The sequence below is a fragment of the Actinoplanes oblitus genome (assembly GCF_030252345.1).
Lineage (GTDB): Bacteria > Actinomycetota > Actinomycetes > Mycobacteriales > Micromonosporaceae > Actinoplanes > Actinoplanes oblitus.
The window spans coordinates 1,021,149-1,039,506 of the sequence record NZ_CP126980.1; the positions used below are offsets into that span (position 1 = coordinate 1,021,149).

The following is an 18,358-nucleotide window of genomic DNA, read 5'->3' on the forward strand; positions in this document are numbered from 1 at the left end:
CTGAGAGTGATGTGATGAGTTGTAGTGTGACAGCGGTCATGCGAGGGCGTTAAGCTACTCGCGAGTAACAAGCTCATTCCTTGAACGCGTTCATGGTCGGCATACGTGGAGACACTCACCTTCACGTTTTCCGCCGTAGGTCCGGCAACGTCGCTAGAACTGCACGGGAGTCGATTAATGATCATTGGTGTTCTCGGGGAGTCCAGCCCCGGTGAGACGCGGGTGGCGGCGACGCCCGCGACCGTGGGCCAGTTGCTCAAGCTGGGATACGAGGTCGTGGTGGAGCCCGGAGCGGGGCGGCGGTCGTCCTACTCCGACGAGGCCTACGCGGAGGCGGGTGCCACGCTCGGCGATCCGTACCGGGCGGACATCCTCTTCGCGATCAACGCGCCGGAACTGGCCCGGCTGGACCGGCTGCGGGCCGGGGCGACGCTGATCGGCGTCTTCAGCCCGCGGCTCAACGAGGAGTTGGTCCAGGAGTTCGCGCGACGGCCGATCACGGTGCTGTCGATGGACGCGGTGCCGCGGATCTCGCGGGCGCAGTCGCTGGACGTGCTCTCGTCGATGGCGAACATCGCCGGTTATCGAGCGGTAGTGGAGGCGGCGCACGCGTTCGGCAGGTTCTTCACCGGGCAGGTGACCGCGGCCGGCAAGGTGCCACCGGCGAAGGTGCTGGTGGCCGGGGTCGGGGTGGCCGGGCTCGCGGCGATCGGCGCGGCCGGCAGCCTGGGCGCGATAGTCCGGGCCACCGACCCCCGGCCCGAGGTGGCCGACCAGGTCAAGTCGCTCGGCGGGGAGTACCTCGCGGTGCAGGCGGCGGACGTCGAGGTGTCCGCGACCGGGTACGCCAAGGAGATGTCCGACGACTACAACGAACGGGCCGCCCGGCTCTACGCCGAGCAGTGCACCGACGTGGACATCATCATCACCACCGCGCTGATCCCCGGCCGGCCGGCGCCGCGGCTGATCACCGAGCGGATGGTGGCCAGCATGAAACCGGGCAGCGTGATCGTCGACATGGCGGCCGCCAACGGCGGGAACGTCGAGGGCACGGTCGCCGGCGAGGTGATCACCACGGCGAACGGCGTGACCATCATCGGCTACACCGACCTGGCCGGCCGGCTGCCCGCCCAGGCGTCCCAGCTCTACGGCACCAATCTGGTGAACCTGATGAAGCTGATGACCCCGGAACGGGACGGCTGCCTGGTACTCGACTTCGACGACGTCGTGCAGCGCTCGATCACCGTCGTACGCGAAGGCGAACTGACCTGGCCGCCGCCTCCCGTGTCGGTCTCGGCGACCCCGGCCCCGGTGGCTCCCGCGGTGATCGCCGAGCCGAAGGCGAAGGCGCAGCCGGCCACCGCCGGACCGCGCCGCGACCTGCTGCTCGTCGGCGCCGGCGCGGCGGTGCTGTTCCTGCTGACGGCGTTCGCGCCGGATGCCCTGCGCGTGCACCTCACGGTCTTCGCGCTGGCCATCGTGATCGGCTACTACGTCATCGGGCACGTGCACCACGCGCTGCACACGCCGCTCATGTCGGTGACCAACGCGATCTCCGGGATCATCGTGGTGGGCGCCCTGCTGCAGCTCGGGCACGGTGGGCCGGTGGTGACCGCGCTGTCGTTCATCGCCATCCTGCTGGCCAGCATCAACGTCTTCGGTGGCTTCGCGGTGACCCGCCGCATGCTCGCCATGTTCACCAGGAGCTGACGAGATGACCATCGAAACCGCGGCCCAGGCGGCGTATCTCGTCGCGGCCCTGCTCTTCATCCTGGCGCTGGCCGGCCTGTCCCGGCACGAGAGCGCCAAGTTCGGCAACCTCTTCGGCATCCTCGGGATGGCGCTGGCCCTGGTCGCGACGGTGGCGCTGGCGGTGGTCGGCGACCTGAGCGGCACCGGCCTGGCCCTGCTGCTGGTGGCGATGGGCATCGGCGCCACGATCGGCCTGTACCGGGCCGGCAAGGTCGAGATGACCGGGATGCCGGAGCTGATCGCCTTGCTGCACAGCTTCGTCGGCCTGGCCGCCGTGCTGGTCGGCTGGAACGGATACCTGCACGTCGAGGCCGATCCGGCCGGCGCCGAGGCGGCCGCGCTCGGGGCTCAGCACCTGCTCGGGATCCACAGTGCCGAGGTGTTCATCGGCGTCTTCATCGGCGCTGTCACCTTCACCGGGTCGATCGTCGCCTTCCTCAAGCTGTCCGCCCGGATGAAGTCGCGGCCGCTCATGCTGCCCGGCAAGAACCTGCTCAACGTGGGCGCGCTGATCGCCTTCGTGGCGCTGACCGTCTGGTTCGTGATCGACCCGCGGCTCGGGGCGCTGATCGCGGTGACAGCCATCGCGCTGCTGCTCGGCTGGCACCTGGTCGCCTCGATCGGCGGCGGCGACATGCCGGTCGTGGTGTCCATGCTGAACAGCTACTCCGGATGGGCCGCCGCGGCCTCCGGGTTCCTGCTCTCCAACGACCTGCTGATCGTGACCGGGGCGCTGGTCGGGTCGTCCGGCGCCTACCTGTCGTACATCATGTGCAAGGCGATGAACCGGTCGTTCCTGTCGGTGATCGCCGGTGGCTTCGGCATCGAGGCCGGGCCGTCCGACGACACCGACTACGGCGAACACCGGGAGATCCAGGCGGACGCCGTCGCCAAGCTGCTCAGCTCGGCCGATTCGGTGATCATCACGCCGGGGTACGGGATGGCGGTGGCCCAGGCGCAGTACGGCGTCGCCGAGCTCACCCGCAAACTCCGGGAGAAGGGGGTGGACGTCCGGTTCGGCATCCACCCGGTCGCCGGTCGCCTGCCCGGGCACATGAACGTGCTGCTCGCCGAGGCGAAGGTGCCGTACGACGTGGTGCTGGAGATGGACGAGATCAACGACGACTTCGCCCGGACCTCGGTGGTGCTGGTGATCGGCGCCAACGACACGGTGAACCCGGCGGCCACCGAGGACCCGGCGAGCCCGATCGCGGGCATGCCGGTGCTGAAGGTGTGGGAGGCCGGCGAGGTGATCATCTTCAAGCGGTCGATGGCGTCCGGGTACGCGGGCGTACAGAACCCGCTCTTCTTCCGGGAGAACAGCGCGATGCTCTTCGGCGACGCCAAGGAGCGGGTGAACGACATCCTGCGCGCCTTCTGACCGCCGCCGCCGGGGTCCCGGGTGTCCGCCCGGGCCCCGGCGGGATAGATAACGATCACTCGGGTCGGACAGAATCGCGGCTATGAGCGACCATGCCGCGACAGTACGGGACTACGACCTGTTCACCACCGAGGCGATGACCGACCCGGACGTCTTCCTGCACCGGGTCCGCGCCGAGAGTCCGCTCGCCTGGCTGCCCCAGTTCGACGCCTACCTGCTGACCCGGTACGCCGACGTGCACGCCGCGCTGCGCGACAAGCGGCTGGACAGCGCCAACATGGCCCGCGTCCTGCAGCGCCTGACCCCCGCGGAGCAGGAGGAGCTGGCCCCGGTCCGGCGCTCCATCGAGATGTGGATGGGGCACACCGTCCCGGCCGACCACGTGCGCTTCCAGCAGCTGCTCAAGCGGTACTTCACCCCGGCGATGGTGGACCGGTTGCGGCCGCGGGTGCGGGAGTTCACCCACGAGCTGATCGACGCCGTCGCCCCGAAGGGGAAGATGGACGTGGTCCGCGACCTGGCCTATCCGCTGCCGGCGAACGTAATCGCCGAGCTGCTCGGGATGCCGGTCAGCGACCGCGAGCAGTTGCAGGCGTGGTCCCGCGACATCGTGCCGATCTTCGGCAACGGTGACGTCCAGCAGCTGCGGGTGGCCCAGCGCAGCATGCTGGAGATGCACGACTACCTGCGGGTCATCGCGGCCGAGCGCCGCCGGGAGCCCCGCGAGGACGTGCTGAGCACGTTCATGGCGGCCGAGGCCGAGGGCGTCGTCACCGAGGACGAGGCGGTCGCCAACTGCGTGCTGCTGCTCTTCGCCGGTCACGAGACCACCGCCAACCTGATCGCCAACGGGCTGGTGCTGCTCTTCGACAACCCCGGCCAGCTGGCCAAGCTCCGGGCCGATCCGGACCTCATGCCGCTCGCCGTCGAGGAGATGCTGCGCTGCGACGGCCCGGCCGGGGTGATCGGCCGGGACGCCACCGAGCCGGTCGAGCTGGCCGGGCATGCGATACCGGCCGGGAAACACATCTACCTGGCGCTGATGGCGGCGAACCGGGACCCGGAGGTCTTCGCCGACCCGGACGTCTTCGACATCACCCGCAAACCCAACCGCCATCTCAGCTTCGGCATGGGCACCTATTACTGCCTGGGCGCGGCGCTGGCCCGGATGGAGACGGACGAGTGCATGCGGATCCTGCTGGATCGGTGCCCCGAGTTGCGGCCGGCTTACGAGACGCCGGACTGGCAGCCGAGCATGCCGATCGGTCACCGGCTCGGCTCGCTGCCGGTGACCTTCTGACGGCGTACCGAAAAGGGTGGGAAAAGCAGAACGCCCGGACCGAGGTCCGGGCGTTTCGCAAGGGTGGAGCTGAGGGACTCGAACCCCTGACCCCCACACTGCCAGTGTGAAGATGTCAGTTGCAGTGATCGGCAGGAGTCGGGTTTCGGCAGCTCACACGGGGGCTAGTCACACGCCTAACGGTATCTCGCAGCGCGTGTGAGATGACGACGTGTGATACGTGTGTGATATCGGAAAGGATGCAATTCCCCTGGTCAGGAGGGCTCAGATGTTGACACCGAGCCCATCAGTGGTCCCGTTGCGGGCGCAGTGACCTTAGGAGCTTCTTGCACGGGGATTCCCGCCCGCAGCATCCGAATATTCCGTCACGCCCGCGATAACTGCAATATCTTCGTCGCCTAGACCCGCCGATTCAGCATCCTCGGACTCCGAAGTTGTCACGGGTTCCCCCGACGGAGTCTGCGCATCTAGCTGCGACGGACCGACTGCCGCCGCCAATAAAGCCGCGTTCGGAACATTAAGCGGGCCCTCATCTGTTTCGAGGACTGTGTAGAGAAGTCCGGCCGAAAAAATGGTTCCGATGTGCGGACCGTTGATCGATCCGTTCATTACTCTTATCCTCTGCCCAGGGACGTACGGGCGCGCGAAGAGTAGAACTAGACCTGCGAATAGGTTGCTCAGTACGGGCTGAGCGGCAAGCCCTAGAACGACGCCAGTTATCGCACCGCCGACGAGCAGTTGTCGTAACTCGATTCCGGCGAGATCGCATACGGAGACCGCGACGGTAAAATAGCCGACTAGCAGCACCACGAAGCGCAGCGGAGTTCCTGCGGCGTCTCCAGCTTTTGCGGATGCCACACGTTGGACCTCTCGCGCCGCTGAGCGAGTCGCGGCAATCCCGAGCAATCCCGTAAGCATCGCGCACCCGTAGGCAATAAGTCGCATACGAAGCGAGGCGGTGTGTACGCCTCCGACGGCATGTCCGGCGATTAGCGTAGCTAATGCCCCCAGGCCTAATACAATTGTTCGCCGTAGATGCAGACGAAGACCAAGCTCTAGCCGGCGCGAAGACTCAGAGTCGGGGCTGGAAGGTGTACTTCCGCCAATACTTTGCCTCGTTGCTGACCACATGCTTGCTCTCCCTTCGCGGAAGCGCCAACCTTAGCGAACCCATCCAGGTCGAGTTCGAGGGATCACTCGCCCGAGCATCAAGATGTGACCAAGCTTACTTGTCAGATTTGCGGCATTGGTGCGGACCGCTAGGTCGGGTGGCAGCTCACCGTGCCAGGGTTGCTACCTTGCAGCGATAAGTGGGGGCGGCGCAGCAATCGGCAAGCACCTCGCGACGAGCCCCTGGCGTATTCCATCTTGCTGCGGATACGTCTCCACCGGGAGAGGCTAAGGAGCGCACCAAACGCAGCGATCTAAGATGTTAAACGCCGAGCGCTCGTCCTTTGATCACACAGGCAGGAGCATGCATCCTGTCGGCATGGTCGGCAGGAGGGATATAATTCAGGCATGCGCGCTTTTGCCGGCAAGACGGCCAAGGTTGTTTTCGTCGTCGTGACTGCCAGTCTCGGGTGGTACCTTGGAACGTTGATAGGATCTCAATTCTTCGAAAGCAAGGCGACCGGCCCCACTCTTGGGTTTGTGCTGGGAGTGGCATTGGGGGTATCTGCAATAACGCTCAGCCCGAGGAAGTGAGGACCATCAAGAACGCGTTCAGCTGTGACGTAATAAATTTGCCATGTTGGCCGACCGTAACGACATTACGATGCGCTATGCGTCGCGGTCGCCTTAGGCGTCGATATAAAATTGTCGTCACCTTGGACTATCGCGGCCACTCGGCGCCGGAACGCGGACGTTGCTGCGAACGCCCTCCTGTAATCAGGCACGTCGTTGGCCGCTTGCGCTCGCATTGCGAAGGCCGTGTCCCAATTGGGACACGGCCTTCGCCAAGATCAGCTTACGGTGTGACGCGCATGGCCATCTGTACGAATGGCCTGGCTGTGGGGCATCGCGTCGTCTGATTCAGTTCAGGCAGCCCAACATGCATAGCCGGGGGTGCGGATGGGCGCTTTCGGGATATGAACGATTTCCCAGTGGGCGCAAACCCGCTGCCCGCTGTCCCAATTTCGCTGAATGTTCTCCATGTTGCCTCGGATTTCGTCTCCCGGCCTTACCTGCGTTATGGGAGAAATCCAACTGCGGCCCCTGTTGTCTTCAAGGACAATCCGTCCAGTGTGCGAGTATTCCGAGCTTTCATTTTCGTACCCGCCATACATGGCCTCGACGTAATGACCTCGCCGACACATTGTCAGGCTGATGGTTCCGTTAATTCCGCCCTTTGTCGGCCTGAACTGTTCCATCTTGCAGGCAACTGGTGACGCTGCCGACGCCGCCTGCGGGACGATAGCAAGTGAGGCGAACAGCCCAGCAGCTACCGCAAGAGCGGCTTTTGTTTTACGCAAAACTAACCCTTCGCCTTTCGTGATGACCATCAGGCGGCCATTGGTCCCTGGTGGCAACCCGAAATCATTTGATCAAGCTCTGCAATAGAAGCGAGCATTGATCACTTTTGTCGGGCGAAGTCTAGGCGGATCGACCCCGATGCGTCAACCTCGATACTGAGCACGATGCGGCTCGGCTGTAAGGTTCAGGAAGGAAACCAGCCCTTGTCTCCTATTACGCAGGGTTGTTGGGCGGATTCATTGCGTGTTGGCGTAACTGCTACCTCGCCCTGTCCCTAAGGGTGTTACTCAAGGAGCAGGCCAGAAACCGAGAAGTGCTTTCTGATTGGGAAGGCGGGTATTTCTGCAAGTCCGACAGGTGGCCGTCGGCGAGACCATGCGGCTGGTCGACAATGCCCGACCGGACCAGGGCAAAGTGATGCGGGCCGGCGAGTCGACCCGCCTCAGCGCCGCAATTGATAGCGGCCGACGGTTCACTGCGGACTTCCAGATGCCGGACAACGGCGCGGACGATCGGGATTAGCAGGTGAAAACAATCGAAGTTGACCACATTGGGTGTGTGACGCGCCTGCCCTGACCTGCTTGTATAGGGCCGCGTCACACACCCATCTCACCGGAAGGACGGGTCGCGATGCCACGTGGCACGGACCCGCTCAAGAAAGTCGAGCTTCCCTCGGGCGAGATCCGCTACCGCTTCACGGTGGACGTCGGGCAGAAGGTGAAGACCGACAAGCAGGGCCGGCCAGCGCAGACGCAGAAGGAGATGACGATTTGGACCGCCGACCAGGCGGCCGCGTTCCTGGCGGCGACCGCGAACGACTGGGTGGCCATCGCTTGGGAGATGTCGATGTACGGCCTGCGCTGGTGCGACGTCGACATGATCAACCGGACCATCACGATCCAGAAGACCCGTTCGATCCTCGACGGCGTGGTGATCGAGGACGAACCGAAGTCCGAGCGATCGAAGCGCACCCTGCCGCTCGATGACGACATGGTCACTAAGCTGACGGCGCTGCAACTGAGTCAGCGCGGCGAGGCGGAGGAGGCGGGCGACGCGTACGGCGCTCGTGCCCGGACTGCGGGCAGCTGCACGTGGTCGTCGACGAGATCGGCGCCCCGGTGCACCCGTAGACGTATTCGGACATGTTCGAGTGGCGGGTGAAGAAGGCCGGCCTGCCGCGGAACCGGCTGCATGACACCCGGCACACCTGCGGCACGCTCATGCACCTGCGTGGCGTGCCGATCGCCGCGATCTCGGCGTGGCTCGGCCACGCGTCGGCCAGCTTCACGATGAAGACGTACGTGCACAGCCAGGACGACGCGATGCGTGATGCCGGGGCCACCCTGACGGGGATGCTCCGGCCCGTGTCGCCTGCCGAGAAGCCTACGGCGTGAAATCTCACAGGGCCGCTGAGTTGTTGTGAGATCTCGTGAGATTGTGGATCTCTGGAGATATGGAAAAGGGCCCGATCGGAGATCCGATCAAGCCCTTGACCTGGGGTGGAGCTGAGGGGACTCGAACCCCTGACCCCCACACTGCCAGTGTGGTGCGCTACCAGCTGCGCCACAGCCCCTTGCCGTTGTCCCCGGCGTTTCCCCCGGGCACGCTGGAAATATTACACACCCCTCCGGGGCCCCTGCAGCACCCCCCTCAGTTCAGCGAGACGTCCGGGGGGAAGTGCGCGACGGCGGCCAGGATGTCGCCCTGCCGGCGCAGGACCATGGCCCACAGGTCGTCCGGACGCTCGACGAACGGGTCGCCGGGGAGGGCGTCGAAGACGAACCAGGAGCCGGCCGCGATCTCCTCCTCCAGCTGGCCCGCGGACCAGCCGGAGTAACCGGCGAACACGCGGATGCCCGCCACGTTGTCCCGGAGCCGCTCCGGGTCGGCGGAGAGGTCGAGGGTGCCCAGCGAACCGGCCACCGGATGAAAACCGGTCACCCGCTTTTTCACCTCGGGGCGGGTGCGAGCCAGGCAGATGGCCGACTCGGGCTGCACCGGGCCGCCCTCGAAGAGCACCGCCGGGTCGCCGGCCAGCTCGCCCCAGTTGCCGAGCACCTCGGCGACCGGGACCTCGGTGGCCCGGTTGAGCACCACGCCCAGTGCGCCGCCCTGCTCGTGGGCGACCAGCAGCACGACCGTCCGGTCGAAGTTGGGGTCTTTCAGGGTCGGCGTGGCAACCAGCAGCTGACCGGTCATCGACTCCACCGACCGGCCTCCGATCCGCTGTCCCTCACCGAACACGAAACACCTGCCGTCCGTTTGACGTCAACGCCATGCTCAGCACATTAGCCCGAGTTTCCGGCCACCGATAAGGTCTGCACATGAACCCGTCACCCCCGGCAGCAGAGATCGGCGTCATCGGCGGATCCGGCCTGTACGCACTCCTGGACGGCGCCATTGAACACGAGGTGACGACGCCGTACGGTCCGCCATCCGACAAGATCACAGTGGCCACCGTTTCCGGGCGGCGCGTGGCCTTCCTGCCCCGGCACGGGCGTGATCACCGCTTCCCGCCGCACCGGATTCCCTATCGGGCGAACCTGTGGGCGCTGCGCTCGCTCGGGGTGCGCCAGATCATCGCGCCGTGCGCTGTCGGTGGCCTGCGTCCCGAGCTGGGGCCGGGCACGTTCGTGGTGCCGGACCAGCTGATCGACCGGACCAGCGGCCGCGAGCAGACGTATTACGACACCGGCGCGGTGCACGTGTCGTTCGCCGACCCCTACTGCCCGGCCGGCCGGGCCACCGTGCTGGATTCCGCCGCGCGGGTGAACGCCGTCGACGGCGGCACCATGGTCGTCGTCGAGGGCCCGCGCTTCTCCACCCGCGCCGAGTCCCGCTGGTTCACCTCGATCGGCGGCACGATCGTGAACATGACCGGTCACCCGGAAGCGGTGCTCGCCCGCGAGCTGGCCCTCTGCTACACCGCCATCGCCCTGGTGACCGATCTCGACGCGGGCGTCGAGGGCGATCACGGGGTAACCCAGGAGGAGGTGTTCGGCGTCTTCGCGGAGAACACGGCCCGCCTGCGCGACATCCTGCTGGACGCGGTGGCCAAACTGCCGGCCGAGCGGGCCTGCCCCTGCAAGGACGCTCTGCAGGGGATCAAGCTTCCCTTCGACCTTCCCTGAGCAAACCCGTTTCGGGTACGCCGTGAGCGTCCCGGAGCCGGTCAGCCGCCGCTCGACCCGGCCGTGACCGGCCGGCTGCCCGCCGCCCGGCTCGGGAGGCCCGTCCGACCTGGAGCGACAGCCGGCAGCCGGACGGGTGCACGTCACGGTTGCCGGTCGCGGCCGTCCGGGTCGGACTGGCGGCGGCGCAGGTCCTCCTCGCGGCGGCGCAGGTCGGCTTCCCACTTCTGCAGGAGCTGCTCGTCCTCCTTGCGGGAGGCGGCCAGCGAGCGGAGGAACTCCGGGTCGTCGTCCGGGGCCACCGGGCCGCGGCGGACCGGGCGCTCGGACTCGGGGAAACCGGCGCCGGGCCGCCAGGTGGTGCCGTTGCTGAGACGGACCGGGCGGGCCGGGCGGCCGGCGACGAACCAGGCGATCGGGCCGACCGGCGAGAAGAGCAGGATCAGCAGCACCCAGACGACCCGGGGGAGGGCGCGGATCGCGAACTCCTCGGTGGCCAGGCAGTCGATCAGGGCGATGACGACCAGCGCCAGGTCGAGCAGCGCGAAAAGCGAGTAGAGGCGAATCACGCGCCAGATGATGCCAAACGAGCGGGGGAAATACTGTCCCCCGCGGTCACGCTGCCCGGAGCCGCGGCGCGGTTCCGGGGCCGGGACCGGGGTGGCGGGCGGCGAGCGAGCCGGGCGTACCGGAAATCGTCCTTGATCGCGGCGGCCCGGTCGCCGCCGGATCCGTGCGCGGCGTTGGGTCTCAGACGCCCAGGTGGCGGCGGCTGATCAGCGACTGCAGCTCGGTGACCAGCTGCTTCGGCGCGAGTGGCTTGGGCAGGTAGCCGTCCGCGCCGGAGATCAGACCGGCGTCCACGTCGTAGGCGTGGCTGTTGCCGGAGACCATGAGGATCGCCATGTCGCGGATCGCCGGGGTGCTGCGGGCCAACTGGCACAGCTCCATACCGTTCATGGCCGGCATCCGGACGTCGGTGATCATGCCGATCGGCTTGGCGACGGTGAGGATGCGGGCGGCGGTGTGGCCGTCCTTGGCGCCGAGCGCGCGGTAACCGGCCGCCTCCAGGCTGACGGTGAGCATGTCGCGGACGTCGGCGTCGTCGTCGGCGATCAGGATCAGGTTCTGGTTCATGGGGTGGCCTCCTCCTCGTGGACCTTCCTGATCGGCAGCCGGGCGGGCGGTGGAAGAAGTCCGCGGTTGCGGTCGGGTAGCGACCTCTGCTGTCCGCAGAAGAATGCGGCGGTCGCGGTGGCCGCTGGGCAGAATCCGGCGATGGCTACCTTTTCCCTCCAGGCACAGCCCGACCACGCCGCCGGCTGGCTCGACCTCGCCCGCCGCGCCGAGGCCGCCGGTTTCCACACCCTCTACTGCGCCGACCACCCGGGCAGTTGCGCGTCGCCGTTCGTGTCGCTGGCCGCGGCCGCCGCGGTCACCAGCACCCTGCGGCTCGGGTCGTACGTGGTGAACGCCGGCATCCGCGAGCCGCTCCTGCTCGCCTCGGACGTCGCCACCCTCGACCTGGTCTCCGGTGGCCGGGCCGTCCTCGGCATCGGCGCCGGGCACACGCCCGCCGAGTGGGCGGCGGTCGGGCGGGAGCGGCCGGACGTGCGCGGGCGGGTGGCGCACTGCATCACGGTGGCCGAGACGACCCTGCGGATGCTGGCCGGTGACGGCCTGGCCAAGCCCCGGCCGGTGCAGGATCGCGTCCCGCTGCTCTTCGGCGGCGGCAACACCCGGCTGCTGCGCTGGGCCGCGGACCACGCCGACCTGATCGGGCTCACCGGGCTGGGCCGGACCCTGGAGGACGGGCACTCGCACACCGTCCGGTGGCGGCCGGCGGACGTGGATGCCCAGGTGGAGCTCTGTGGAGCGGTGCCGGTGGAGGCGCTGGTGCAGCATCTGGAGATCACCGAGGACGCGGGCGCCACGTACGCGAAGTGGGCGGCGGAGGCGGAGCTGAGCGAGGCGGAGATGGCGCTCGCGCCGTACGTGCTGGCCGGGACGGTGACGGAGATCCGGGCCAAGCTGGCGGAGAACGAGCGCCGCTGGGGGCTGACGCGGTACGCGGTCCGTGTTCCCGCTTTCGAGGCGGCCGTCGCGCTGATGGCCGGATGAGTCCGGCCGGGCCGCCGGAGGGCGGCCCGGCCGGTGCCGGCTCACTGGGTGGTGGTGACCGTCGTGCCGTTCGAGGCGCTGGTGTTGCGGAAGGCGACGAGGGTCAGCGACAGCTCGGCGGAGTCGAGATCGCCCAGCGTCAGGACCGCCGACCGGATCAGCACCGCCCGCGGCTGGGTGTTCTGCAGCGCGTCGACGAACTTGCTGATGTCGGCCACCCGGCCGGTCGCGTTCAGCGAGATCGGCAGCTCCTCGACGGTGCTCACCACCGCCGAGGTGGAGCGGGCGGACGCGGTGTACGCGCTGACGTCCACCTTGAGCGTCGAGCCGAGGGTCTGCAGCTGGCGCAGGAAAGCCGGGATGCTGTCCGCGGTGGGCAGCGCCTTCTCGTACCGGGCCTTGTCGGCCTGGTACTCGGGCAGGTTCTCATTGTCCGCCTTCAGGTCGGCCAGGCGCTTGCGCAGCTGGGCGAACTGGGTGGTGGCGTCCTCGACCTGCCCGCGCATGTCGGAGGCCTCGGCGTACTTCGGCTTGATCATCACGAACCAGCCGGCGACGATCAGCAGGACGACCAGGGCCAGGCCGCCGAAGAGCCAGATGCGGTCGGAGCGGAGCCCGCTCATCACTTACCTCCGGTCGTGCACTCGGTGGTGCTCCACTGGCCGCAGAACGCCTTGGCGGTGATCGAGACGGTCAGGCTGAAGGTGACACCCTTGTCGTCGTCGTCGGCACCGGAGACGTTGGTGACGAACGGGTCGGCCAGACCCTTCTTCTCGAGCTTGAGCAGTGCCTCGATGTACTTCGCGACGGCCTTCTTGTCCTTCGCGGTGCCACCGATGGTGAGCTGGCCGACGCCGCTCTTGCCGGCCTGCGCACCGGCGTCCTGGGCCAGCGATCCGTTGACCTCGGTCACGTTCGCGCCGGCCTCCTCGCCGGTGCTGCGGACCAGGTCGAGCATGGTCTGCCAGGACAGGTCCTTGGCCATCAGCTTGGTCAGCTCGCCGGAGAGGACCGTGTTGGCGTTCTTGGTCTGGGTCAGCTCGGTGTACGCGGTCTGCTGCTTCTGCACCGCCGACACCTGCCGGGTGACGTCCTCGAACTCCGCCTCGGCGGTCTGCTTGAGCGAGGCCGCCTGCCAGTACCAGCCGCTGAGCGCGGCCAGCACCAGGACCACGGTGACCAGCACGGCGGTACGCGTGTGGCGGGCCCGCCGCCCGTCGGTGATGTCCTGCGGCAGCAGGTTGGCGCGGATGCCCAGCACCCGGGTCGCCTGCTGCGGGGAGACCGACGGGTCCAGCGGCATCAGGGCGGTGGTGCTCATCGGCCCGCTCCCAGGGTGAGGCCGATCGACACGGCTGCCGACGGCACGAAACTGTCGAACCCGCGCTCCCGGGCCCGGCGGGTGTCGCGCAGGCGGGAGGTGCTGTCCGCGTACATCACGGCGATGCCGAGCTGCTCCTGCAGGTGCTCGGCGAGGCCGGGCATCAGCGCGCCGCCACCGGACAACGCCAGGCGGGTGACCTGCTTCTGCCGTTCGCCGGAGGCCAGGTAGGTGAACGAGCTGCGCAGCTCGCTGGCGAGCGGGCGGACCGCGTCGGTGAGCGCCGCCACGCTGTCCGGTGTGCCGTCGCCGTGCAGGCCGAACCGGCACTTGAGGCCCTCGGCCTGGATCGCCGGGATGCCCAGCCGGGTGGCGATGCTGTCGGTGATCTCCGAGCCGCCGCGCGGCAGGGTCCGGACGAACAGCGGCTCGCCGTCGGCGTGCACCACCACGCTGGTGATGTCGGCGCCGATGTCGACGATCGCCTCGACCTGGGCGTCCAGCCGGGAGGCGGCGCGCAGCAGGGCGAACGAGGCCAGGTCGACGCCGGTCACGTGCAGGCCGGCCTTCTCCACCGCCTGTACCAGGTCGACCACGGCGTCCTTGGGCATGGCGATCAGCAGGCCGCGTACGGTCGGGTTGTTGCCGGGCTGCTCCAGCGGGTAGAAGTCCAGCAGCGCCCGCTCGACGGCGAGCGGCAGCTGGTCCTTGACCTGGAACGGCAGGGCCTGACGCATCTGGCCGGCCGGCAGGTTGGCGATCGACATCTCGCGGACCACCAGCTGCGGGTTGGTCACCCCGAGGTGCACCCGCTTGGTGCCGAACCGGGACGCCGCCCAGAGCTGCTTGAGCGAGTTGGTGACGGTCTGCGGGTCCTGCACCACGCCGCCGTGCACGGTGCCCGGGGCGAGCGGGATCTGCCCGAAGTTGGTGAGCGTGTAGTCGTCCTTGGTGCGACGGACCTCGACGGCCCGGATCGAGGACGAGCCGACGTCCAGCCCGATCGGTGTTGCGCCAGCCATCGGTCTTCCTTTCTGTCCGGGAACGTCTTCCTACCGGCTATCGGTCAGTAGGAGGCGGAGGTGAGCAGGTTGGCGTACCAGTCGCCGATCGGCGCCGCGGCGAACACCGCGAGGAACGCGCCGGCCAGCATGTACGGGCCGAACGGGACCCGGGTCTTGCGCCCGGCCGCCCGGGTGAGCAGCAGGACCGCGCCGGCCAGGCCGCCGAGCAGGAAACCGGCGAACGCGCCGATCGCCACCGCGCTCCAGCCGAGCCAGCCGAGGTAGAAGCCGAGCAGCGGGGCGAGCTTCACGTCGCCGCCGCCCATCCCCCACACGGCGAGGACGCGGTAGAGCAGGTAGAGCAGGGCCGCGGCGAGCGCACCGCGGAGCAGGGCGGCCGGGTCGCCGGCCAGCAGGGCGGCCGGGGCGAGCAGGGCGGCGGCCACCGCGTACGAGGGGAGGACGATCTTGTCGGGGAGCCGCATCACGTCCAGGTCGATCAGCGCCAGGGCGATCGCGACGGCGGCCAGGTAGAGGTAGCCGGGCAGGGCCCAGGACCAGCCGAAACGGGCGGCCACCGCGACGAAGAGGGCTGCCGTCCCGGCCTCGACCAGCGGGTACCGGGCGCTGATCGGGGTGGCGCAGTCGGCGCACCGGCCGCGCAGCAGCAGCCAGCCGAGGACCGGGACGTTGTGCCGGTTGCGGACCGCGTGGCCGCAGTGCGGGCAGTGCGAACCGGGGTGGACCAGCGACTCGCCGCGGGGGACTCGGTGGATCACGACGTTCAGGAACGAGCCCACCGCGAGCCCGAGGAGGCCGATGACACAGAACAGTGGGTACTGCGGCATGGCGTCTCCTCGAGGGCTCGCGGCGGGCCTTGGCCAGGCGTCAGCCGCAGGTGTTGAAGTTGGTGCTGTTGATCGAGCTGGACGCCTTCACCGAGCCACCGAGGCCGCTGTCGTAGACGTAGTACTTGCCGCTGCCGCCGGTGTTGACCGCGCAGACCCGGTAGCCGGCGGGGGCGGTGGCGGTGGCGGGCACCGGGTAGTACTGCATCTTGGTCTTGTCCGAGAGGGTGATGGTGGCGTCGCCGTTGCTGCCGGTCAGTTTCATGATCGACGTGGCGGGGGTGCCGGCGGAGTTGTCGACCTGCTGCGCGGTACCCGGGTAGGCGTTGCCGTTGTTGGTGTAGTACTGCTCGACGGCACTGATCGCGCCACGGACGTCGGACTGCGCCGACTTGTCGGCCGCGCCCTGGCGGTAGTTCAGGTAGACCGGCACGGCGATCGCGACCAGGACGCCGATGATGACCACCACGACCAGGAGCTCGATCAGGGTGAAGCCCTTGTCGTCGTCCTTCTTGGCGAGGATGTCGTCGCGCTTGACGGCCAGGCGGTCGATGACGTTCTGCATGTGGGGTGCCTTTCATGGCAGGTGGTGGAACGGGGATGGGAGAGCCGGCCCTCGGGAATCGACCGGGTATTGCGGCGTGCGGGAGCGCACGCGGGCGAGTCAGCTCGACTGGATGTTCTGGTAGATCGTGAACATCGGCAGGTAGAGGCAGACGACCATGCCGCCGACCACCGCGCCCATGACGAGCACCATGATCGGTTCGATCGAGGCGGCCAGGGACTCGGCGGCGGAGTCGACCTCCCTGTCGTAGAAGTCGGCAACCTTGTCGAGCATCTGACTGATCTGACCGCTTTCTTCCCCGACCTCGATCATCTGGTTGACCATCTCGGGAAAGATCTTGTGGTGCCGCATCGCCGAGGACATCGGCTGGCCGTCGCGGACGGTGCCCTGGATGTCCTTCATGGCGATGTTGATCACCTCGTTGCCGGTGGTCTCGCCGACCACGGCGAGCGCCTGCATGACCGGCACGCCGACGTTCAGCAACAGGCCGAGGTTCCGGGAGAACCGGCTCATCGCCAGCTTCTGGAACAGCGAACCGAAGACCGGGAGGCGGATCTTGAGCTTGTCCACCGCGAGCCGGAACTCGGCGCTGGTCCGCAGCTGATGCTTGTAGGCGACCGTGCTGCCGATGCCGACGGCCAGCGCGAGCGGCCCGATCCACCACATGTTGTGGCTGGTGGTGACCAGGAACTGGGTGATCGCCGGCAGCTCGCCGCCGAGGCTCTTGAACATCCCCTCGAAGATCGGGACGATGAAGATCAACATTGCCGCGATCAGGACGAAGGTGAAGCCCAGCACGATCGCGGGGTAGGTCAGCGCACTCTTGATCTTGCCGCGGAGCGCGGTGTCCTTCTCCAGGCTGTCGGCGATCTGCTCGAGAGCCCGGTCGATCATGCCGCCGGTCTCGCCGGCCCGGATCATCGCGACCATCAGGCGCGGGAACACCCGGTCGTGCTTGGCCATCGACGTCGACAACCCGCCACCGGCCGCCACGTCGGCGCGCACCTCGCCGATCGCCTTCTTCAGCGGCGGCGACGAGGTCTGCTCCTCCATGATCGAGAGGGAGCGCAGCAGCGACATGCCGGATGAGGTCATGGTGGCGAACTGCCTGGCGAAAACCGCCAGGTCCTTGAGTTTGACCCGGTTGCCCAGCCCGGGGATCTTCAGCTCCCGCTGCAGACCCTGCCCGGCCTCGGCCAGCCCGAGTGGCACCTCGCCACGCTGTTTGAGCATGTGGGTGGCGGCCGCCTCGTTGGGGGCCTCGATGGTCCCCTTGGACTTCTTGCCCGAGGGTCCGATCGTGTTGTAGGTGAAGGTCTTGTTGACGCTCACGGTCAGCTCCGTCCGACGAGCCGTTTGAGCTCCTCCGGAGAATGGCTGATCTCCAGAGCGGTCTGCATGGTGATCACGCCTTCCCGCACCTTCTCGGCCAGGTGCTGGTCGAAGGCGAGCATGCCCTCGTTGCTGCCGGCCTGCATGAAGGACGGGATCTGGTGCGACTTGCCCTCCCGGATCAGGCTTCGGATGGCCGGCGTCGCGCTGAGGATCTCGCAGATCACCGTCCGGCCCTTGCCGTCCGCGCGGGGCGCCAGCGCCTGGGTGACCACACCCTGGAGACTGGCCGCCAGCTGCGCGCGGATCTGCAACTGCTGGTGCGGCGGGAAGATGTCGATGATCCGGTCGATGGTCTGGGTGGCGCTCTGCGTGTGCAGCGTCGCCATCACCAGGTGACCGGTCTCGGCGGCGGTCAGCGCCGTCGCCGTGGTGGTCAGGTCGCGCAGCTCACCGACCAGGATGATGTCCGGGTCCTGCCGCAGCGCGTGCTTGAGCGCGCTGGCGAAGGTCTCGGTGTCGGCGCCCACCTCGCGCTGGTTCACGATGCTGCGCTTGTGCGGGTGGAGGAACTCGATCGGGTCCTCGATGGTGATGATGTGGTCGGCGCGGCTGCGGTTGGCCAGGTCGAGCAGCGAGGCCAGGGTGGTGGTCTTGCCCGACCCGGTCGGGCCGGTGACCAGCACCAGGCCGCGGGGCAGGTGCGCGAACCGGCCCACCGACTCCGGCATGCCCAGCTCGTCCAGCGGCTTGATCTTGTGGGGGATGGCCCGGAAGACCGCGCCGCACGAGGTGCGCTGCCGGTAGAGGTTGCCGCGGAACCGGGAGACGCCGACGATGCTGTGCGCGAAGTCCATCTCCTGCTCGCGCTCGAACGTCTCCCACTGCAGCGGGGTGACCGCCGCGCGGGCCAGCAGCTCGGTGTCCGAGGCGTTCAGCTTGCCGTACCCGGGTACCGGACGGAGCGAGCCGTCGACCCGCATCATCGGCGGGGAGCCGACCGTCAGGTGCAGGTCGGAGCCGCGCGACTCGACCAGCGTGATCAGCAACTGGTCGAGCACAGCGAGGTCGTCAGCGGTGGCGACCGCCTCCGGCTGCCGCACCTCGTGCTCGATCGTGTTCACCGTTCTG

21 protein-coding genes and 1 tRNA gene are annotated in these 18,358 nt (G+C 67.9%); 9 read left to right on the forward strand and 13 right to left on the reverse strand.

Annotated elements, in window-relative coordinates:
* Nucleotides 1-177 precede the first annotated feature (177 nt).
* From Actob_RS04590 to Actob_RS04600, 3 genes are all read left to right on the forward strand, one after another.
* On the forward strand, nucleotides 178-1,710 hold the full coding sequence (locus tag Actob_RS04590) for a Re/Si-specific NAD(P)(+) transhydrogenase subunit alpha (RefSeq protein WP_284918801.1): 1,533 nt from the start codon (nucleotides 178-180) through the stop codon (nucleotides 1,708-1,710).
* Between the two features lie 4 nt (nucleotides 1,711-1,714).
* The gene (gene pntB / locus Actob_RS04595) at nucleotides 1,715-3,133 is read left to right on the forward strand and encodes a Re/Si-specific NAD(P)(+) transhydrogenase subunit beta (protein WP_284918802.1); all 1,419 of its coding nucleotides are present in this window, start codon (nucleotides 1,715-1,717) and stop codon (nucleotides 3,131-3,133) included.
* 82 nt (nucleotides 3,134-3,215) lie between these two features.
* Nucleotides 3,216-4,433: a cytochrome P450 gene (locus tag Actob_RS04600; RefSeq protein WP_284918803.1), complete on the forward strand. Its 1,218-nt coding sequence runs from the start codon at nucleotides 3,216-3,218 to the stop codon at nucleotides 4,431-4,433.
* Between the two features lie 315 nt (nucleotides 4,434-4,748).
* Here the strand turns inward: Actob_RS04600 and Actob_RS04605 are convergent, their stop codons facing one another.
* Entirely contained in the window at nucleotides 4,749-5,564 is an 816-nt protein-coding gene (locus Actob_RS04605; protein WP_328518412.1) for a mechanosensitive ion channel family protein, read from the reverse strand.
* 387 nt (nucleotides 5,565-5,951) lie between these two features.
* On the opposite strand from Actob_RS04605, the gene Actob_RS04610 reads away from it, so the two are divergent.
* A complete protein-coding gene (locus tag Actob_RS04610; protein ID WP_284918805.1) occupies nucleotides 5,952-6,137 on the forward strand; it encodes a hypothetical protein in 186 nt (61 codons plus the stop codon).
* Between the two features lie 332 nt (nucleotides 6,138-6,469).
* On the opposite strand, the gene Actob_RS04615 is transcribed toward Actob_RS04610, so the two are convergent.
* Entirely contained in the window at nucleotides 6,470-6,934 is a 465-nt protein-coding gene (locus Actob_RS04615; RefSeq protein ID WP_284918806.1) for a hypothetical protein, read from the reverse strand.
* A 328-nt stretch (nucleotides 6,935-7,262) separates the two neighbouring features.
* On the opposite strand from Actob_RS04615, the gene Actob_RS04620 reads away from it, so the two are divergent.
* From Actob_RS04620 to Actob_RS04630, 3 genes are all read left to right on the forward strand, one after another.
* Entirely contained in the window at nucleotides 7,263-7,427 is a 165-nt protein-coding gene (locus tag Actob_RS04620; protein WP_284918807.1) for a hypothetical protein, read from the forward strand.
* 108 nt (nucleotides 7,428-7,535) lie between these two features.
* Complete coding sequence (locus Actob_RS04625; RefSeq protein WP_284918808.1) at nucleotides 7,536-8,066, forward strand: site-specific integrase; 531 nt, start codon at nucleotides 7,536-7,538, stop codon at nucleotides 8,064-8,066.
* The gene (locus Actob_RS04630; protein WP_284918809.1) at nucleotides 8,048-8,299 is read left to right on the forward strand and encodes a tyrosine-type recombinase/integrase; all 252 of its coding nucleotides are present in this window, start codon (nucleotides 8,048-8,050) and stop codon (nucleotides 8,297-8,299) included. Before Actob_RS04625 ends, Actob_RS04630 begins: the two co-directional genes overlap by 19 nt.
* 106 nt (nucleotides 8,300-8,405) lie before the next feature.
* Here Actob_RS04630 and Actob_RS04635 read toward each other — a convergent pair.
* Together Actob_RS04635 and Actob_RS04640 are read right to left on the reverse strand one after the other, a co-directional pair.
* Nucleotides 8,406-8,478 (reverse strand) — tRNA-Ala (locus Actob_RS04635).
* Nucleotides 8,479-8,555: 77 nt separating this feature from the next.
* Entirely contained in the window at nucleotides 8,556-9,104 is a 549-nt protein-coding gene (locus Actob_RS04640) for a YqgE/AlgH family protein (protein WP_284918810.1), read from the reverse strand.
* Nucleotides 9,105-9,229: 125 nt separating this feature from the next.
* Here Actob_RS04640 and Actob_RS04645 point away from each other — a divergent pair, with 125 nt between their 5' ends.
* Nucleotides 9,230-10,036 (forward strand): S-methyl-5'-thioadenosine phosphorylase, encoded by an 807-nt coding sequence (locus tag Actob_RS04645; RefSeq protein ID WP_284918811.1) that lies wholly within the window; start codon nucleotides 9,230-9,232, stop codon nucleotides 10,034-10,036.
* 143 nt (nucleotides 10,037-10,179) lie between these two features.
* On the opposite strand, the gene Actob_RS04650 is transcribed toward Actob_RS04645, so the two are convergent.
* Together Actob_RS04650 and Actob_RS04655 are read right to left on the reverse strand one after the other, a co-directional pair.
* Nucleotides 10,180-10,605 carry a PLD nuclease N-terminal domain-containing protein gene (locus tag Actob_RS04650; RefSeq protein ID WP_284918812.1) on the reverse strand — a complete coding sequence of 142 codons (426 nt, stop codon included), beginning with the start codon at nucleotides 10,603-10,605 and terminating at the stop codon, nucleotides 10,180-10,182.
* Between the two features lie 181 nt (nucleotides 10,606-10,786).
* Nucleotides 10,787-11,173, reverse strand: coding sequence for a response regulator transcription factor (locus Actob_RS04655; RefSeq protein ID WP_284918813.1), 387 nt, complete (start codon nucleotides 11,171-11,173; stop codon nucleotides 10,787-10,789).
* Nucleotides 11,174-11,314: 141 nt separating this feature from the next.
* On the opposite strand from Actob_RS04655, the gene Actob_RS04660 reads away from it, so the two are divergent.
* Nucleotides 11,315-12,157, forward strand: a complete 843-nt coding sequence (locus tag Actob_RS04660; protein WP_284918814.1) for an LLM class flavin-dependent oxidoreductase — start codon at nucleotides 11,315-11,317, stop codon at nucleotides 12,155-12,157.
* Nucleotides 12,158-12,198: 41 nt separating this feature from the next.
* Here the strand turns inward: Actob_RS04660 and Actob_RS04665 are convergent, their stop codons facing one another.
* The 7 genes from Actob_RS04665 to Actob_RS04695 form a co-directional block, all read right to left on the reverse strand.
* Nucleotides 12,199-12,780 (reverse strand): type IV pilus inner membrane component PilO, encoded by a 582-nt coding sequence (locus tag Actob_RS04665; protein ID WP_284918815.1) that lies wholly within the window; start codon nucleotides 12,778-12,780, stop codon nucleotides 12,199-12,201.
* Complete coding sequence (locus Actob_RS04670) at nucleotides 12,780-13,478, reverse strand: hypothetical protein (RefSeq protein WP_284918816.1); 699 nt, start codon at nucleotides 13,476-13,478, stop codon at nucleotides 12,780-12,782. The genes Actob_RS04665 and Actob_RS04670 overlap by 1 nt, the downstream gene beginning before the upstream one ends.
* Complete coding sequence (gene pilM, locus Actob_RS04675; protein WP_284918817.1) at nucleotides 13,475-14,500, reverse strand: type IV pilus assembly protein PilM; 1,026 nt, start codon at nucleotides 14,498-14,500, stop codon at nucleotides 13,475-13,477. Before pilM ends, Actob_RS04670 begins: the two co-directional genes overlap by 4 nt.
* A 44-nt stretch (nucleotides 14,501-14,544) precedes the next feature.
* Nucleotides 14,545-15,330 carry a prepilin peptidase gene (locus tag Actob_RS04680; RefSeq protein ID WP_284918818.1) on the reverse strand — a complete coding sequence of 262 codons (786 nt, stop codon included), beginning with the start codon at nucleotides 15,328-15,330 and terminating at the stop codon, nucleotides 14,545-14,547.
* A 40-nt stretch (nucleotides 15,331-15,370) separates the two neighbouring features.
* Nucleotides 15,371-15,895, reverse strand: a complete 525-nt coding sequence (locus Actob_RS04685; protein ID WP_284918819.1) for a type II secretion system protein — start codon at nucleotides 15,893-15,895, stop codon at nucleotides 15,371-15,373.
* Nucleotides 15,896-15,994: 99 nt separating this feature from the next.
* Nucleotides 15,995-17,227, reverse strand: coding sequence for a type II secretion system F family protein (locus Actob_RS04690; protein WP_284918820.1), 1,233 nt, complete (start codon nucleotides 17,225-17,227; stop codon nucleotides 15,995-15,997).
* Nucleotides 17,228-17,229: 2 nt separating this feature from the next.
* Complete coding sequence (locus Actob_RS04695; protein ID WP_284918821.1) at nucleotides 17,230-18,351, reverse strand: type IV pilus twitching motility protein PilT; 1,122 nt, start codon at nucleotides 18,349-18,351, stop codon at nucleotides 17,230-17,232.
* Nucleotides 18,352-18,358: the final 7 nt, after the last annotated feature.

Coding starts and splice junctions, on each gene's coding strand:
- Actob_RS04590 (WP_284918801.1), top strand. CDS start 178: ATGATCATTGGTGTTCTCGGGGAGTCCAGCCCCGGTGAGACGCGGGTG.
- pntB (WP_284918802.1), top strand. CDS start 1,715: ATGACCATCGAAACCGCGGCCCAGGCGGCGTATCTCGTCGCGGCCCTG.
- Actob_RS04600 (WP_284918803.1), top strand. CDS start 3,216: ATGAGCGACCATGCCGCGACAGTACGGGACTACGACCTGTTCACCACC.
- Actob_RS04605 (WP_328518412.1), bottom strand. CDS start 5,564: ATGTGGTCAGCAACGAGGCAAAGTATTGGCGGAAGTACACCTTCCAGC.
- Actob_RS04610 (WP_284918805.1), top strand. CDS start 5,952: ATGCGCGCTTTTGCCGGCAAGACGGCCAAGGTTGTTTTCGTCGTCGTG.
- Actob_RS04615 (WP_284918806.1), bottom strand. CDS start 6,934: ATGGTCATCACGAAAGGCGAAGGGTTAGTTTTGCGTAAAACAAAAGCC.
- Actob_RS04625 (WP_284918808.1), top strand. CDS start 7,536: ATGCCACGTGGCACGGACCCGCTCAAGAAAGTCGAGCTTCCCTCGGGC.
- Actob_RS04630 (WP_284918809.1), top strand. CDS start 8,048: ATGTTCGAGTGGCGGGTGAAGAAGGCCGGCCTGCCGCGGAACCGGCTG.
- Actob_RS04640 (WP_284918810.1), bottom strand. CDS start 9,104: ATGACCGGTCAGCTGCTGGTTGCCACGCCGACCCTGAAAGACCCCAAC.
- Actob_RS04645 (WP_284918811.1), top strand. CDS start 9,230: ATGAACCCGTCACCCCCGGCAGCAGAGATCGGCGTCATCGGCGGATCC.
- Actob_RS04655 (WP_284918813.1), bottom strand. CDS start 11,173: ATGAACCAGAACCTGATCCTGATCGCCGACGACGACGCCGACGTCCGC.
- Actob_RS04660 (WP_284918814.1), top strand. CDS start 11,315: ATGGCTACCTTTTCCCTCCAGGCACAGCCCGACCACGCCGCCGGCTGG.
- Actob_RS04665 (WP_284918815.1), bottom strand. CDS start 12,780: ATGAGCGGGCTCCGCTCCGACCGCATCTGGCTCTTCGGCGGCCTGGCC.
- Actob_RS04670 (WP_284918816.1), bottom strand. CDS start 13,478: ATGAGCACCACCGCCCTGATGCCGCTGGACCCGTCGGTCTCCCCGCAG.
- pilM (WP_284918817.1), bottom strand. CDS start 14,500: ATGGCTGGCGCAACACCGATCGGGCTGGACGTCGGCTCGTCCTCGATC.
- Actob_RS04680 (WP_284918818.1), bottom strand. CDS start 15,330: ATGCCGCAGTACCCACTGTTCTGTGTCATCGGCCTCCTCGGGCTCGCG.
- Actob_RS04685 (WP_284918819.1), bottom strand. CDS start 15,895: ATGCAGAACGTCATCGACCGCCTGGCCGTCAAGCGCGACGACATCCTC.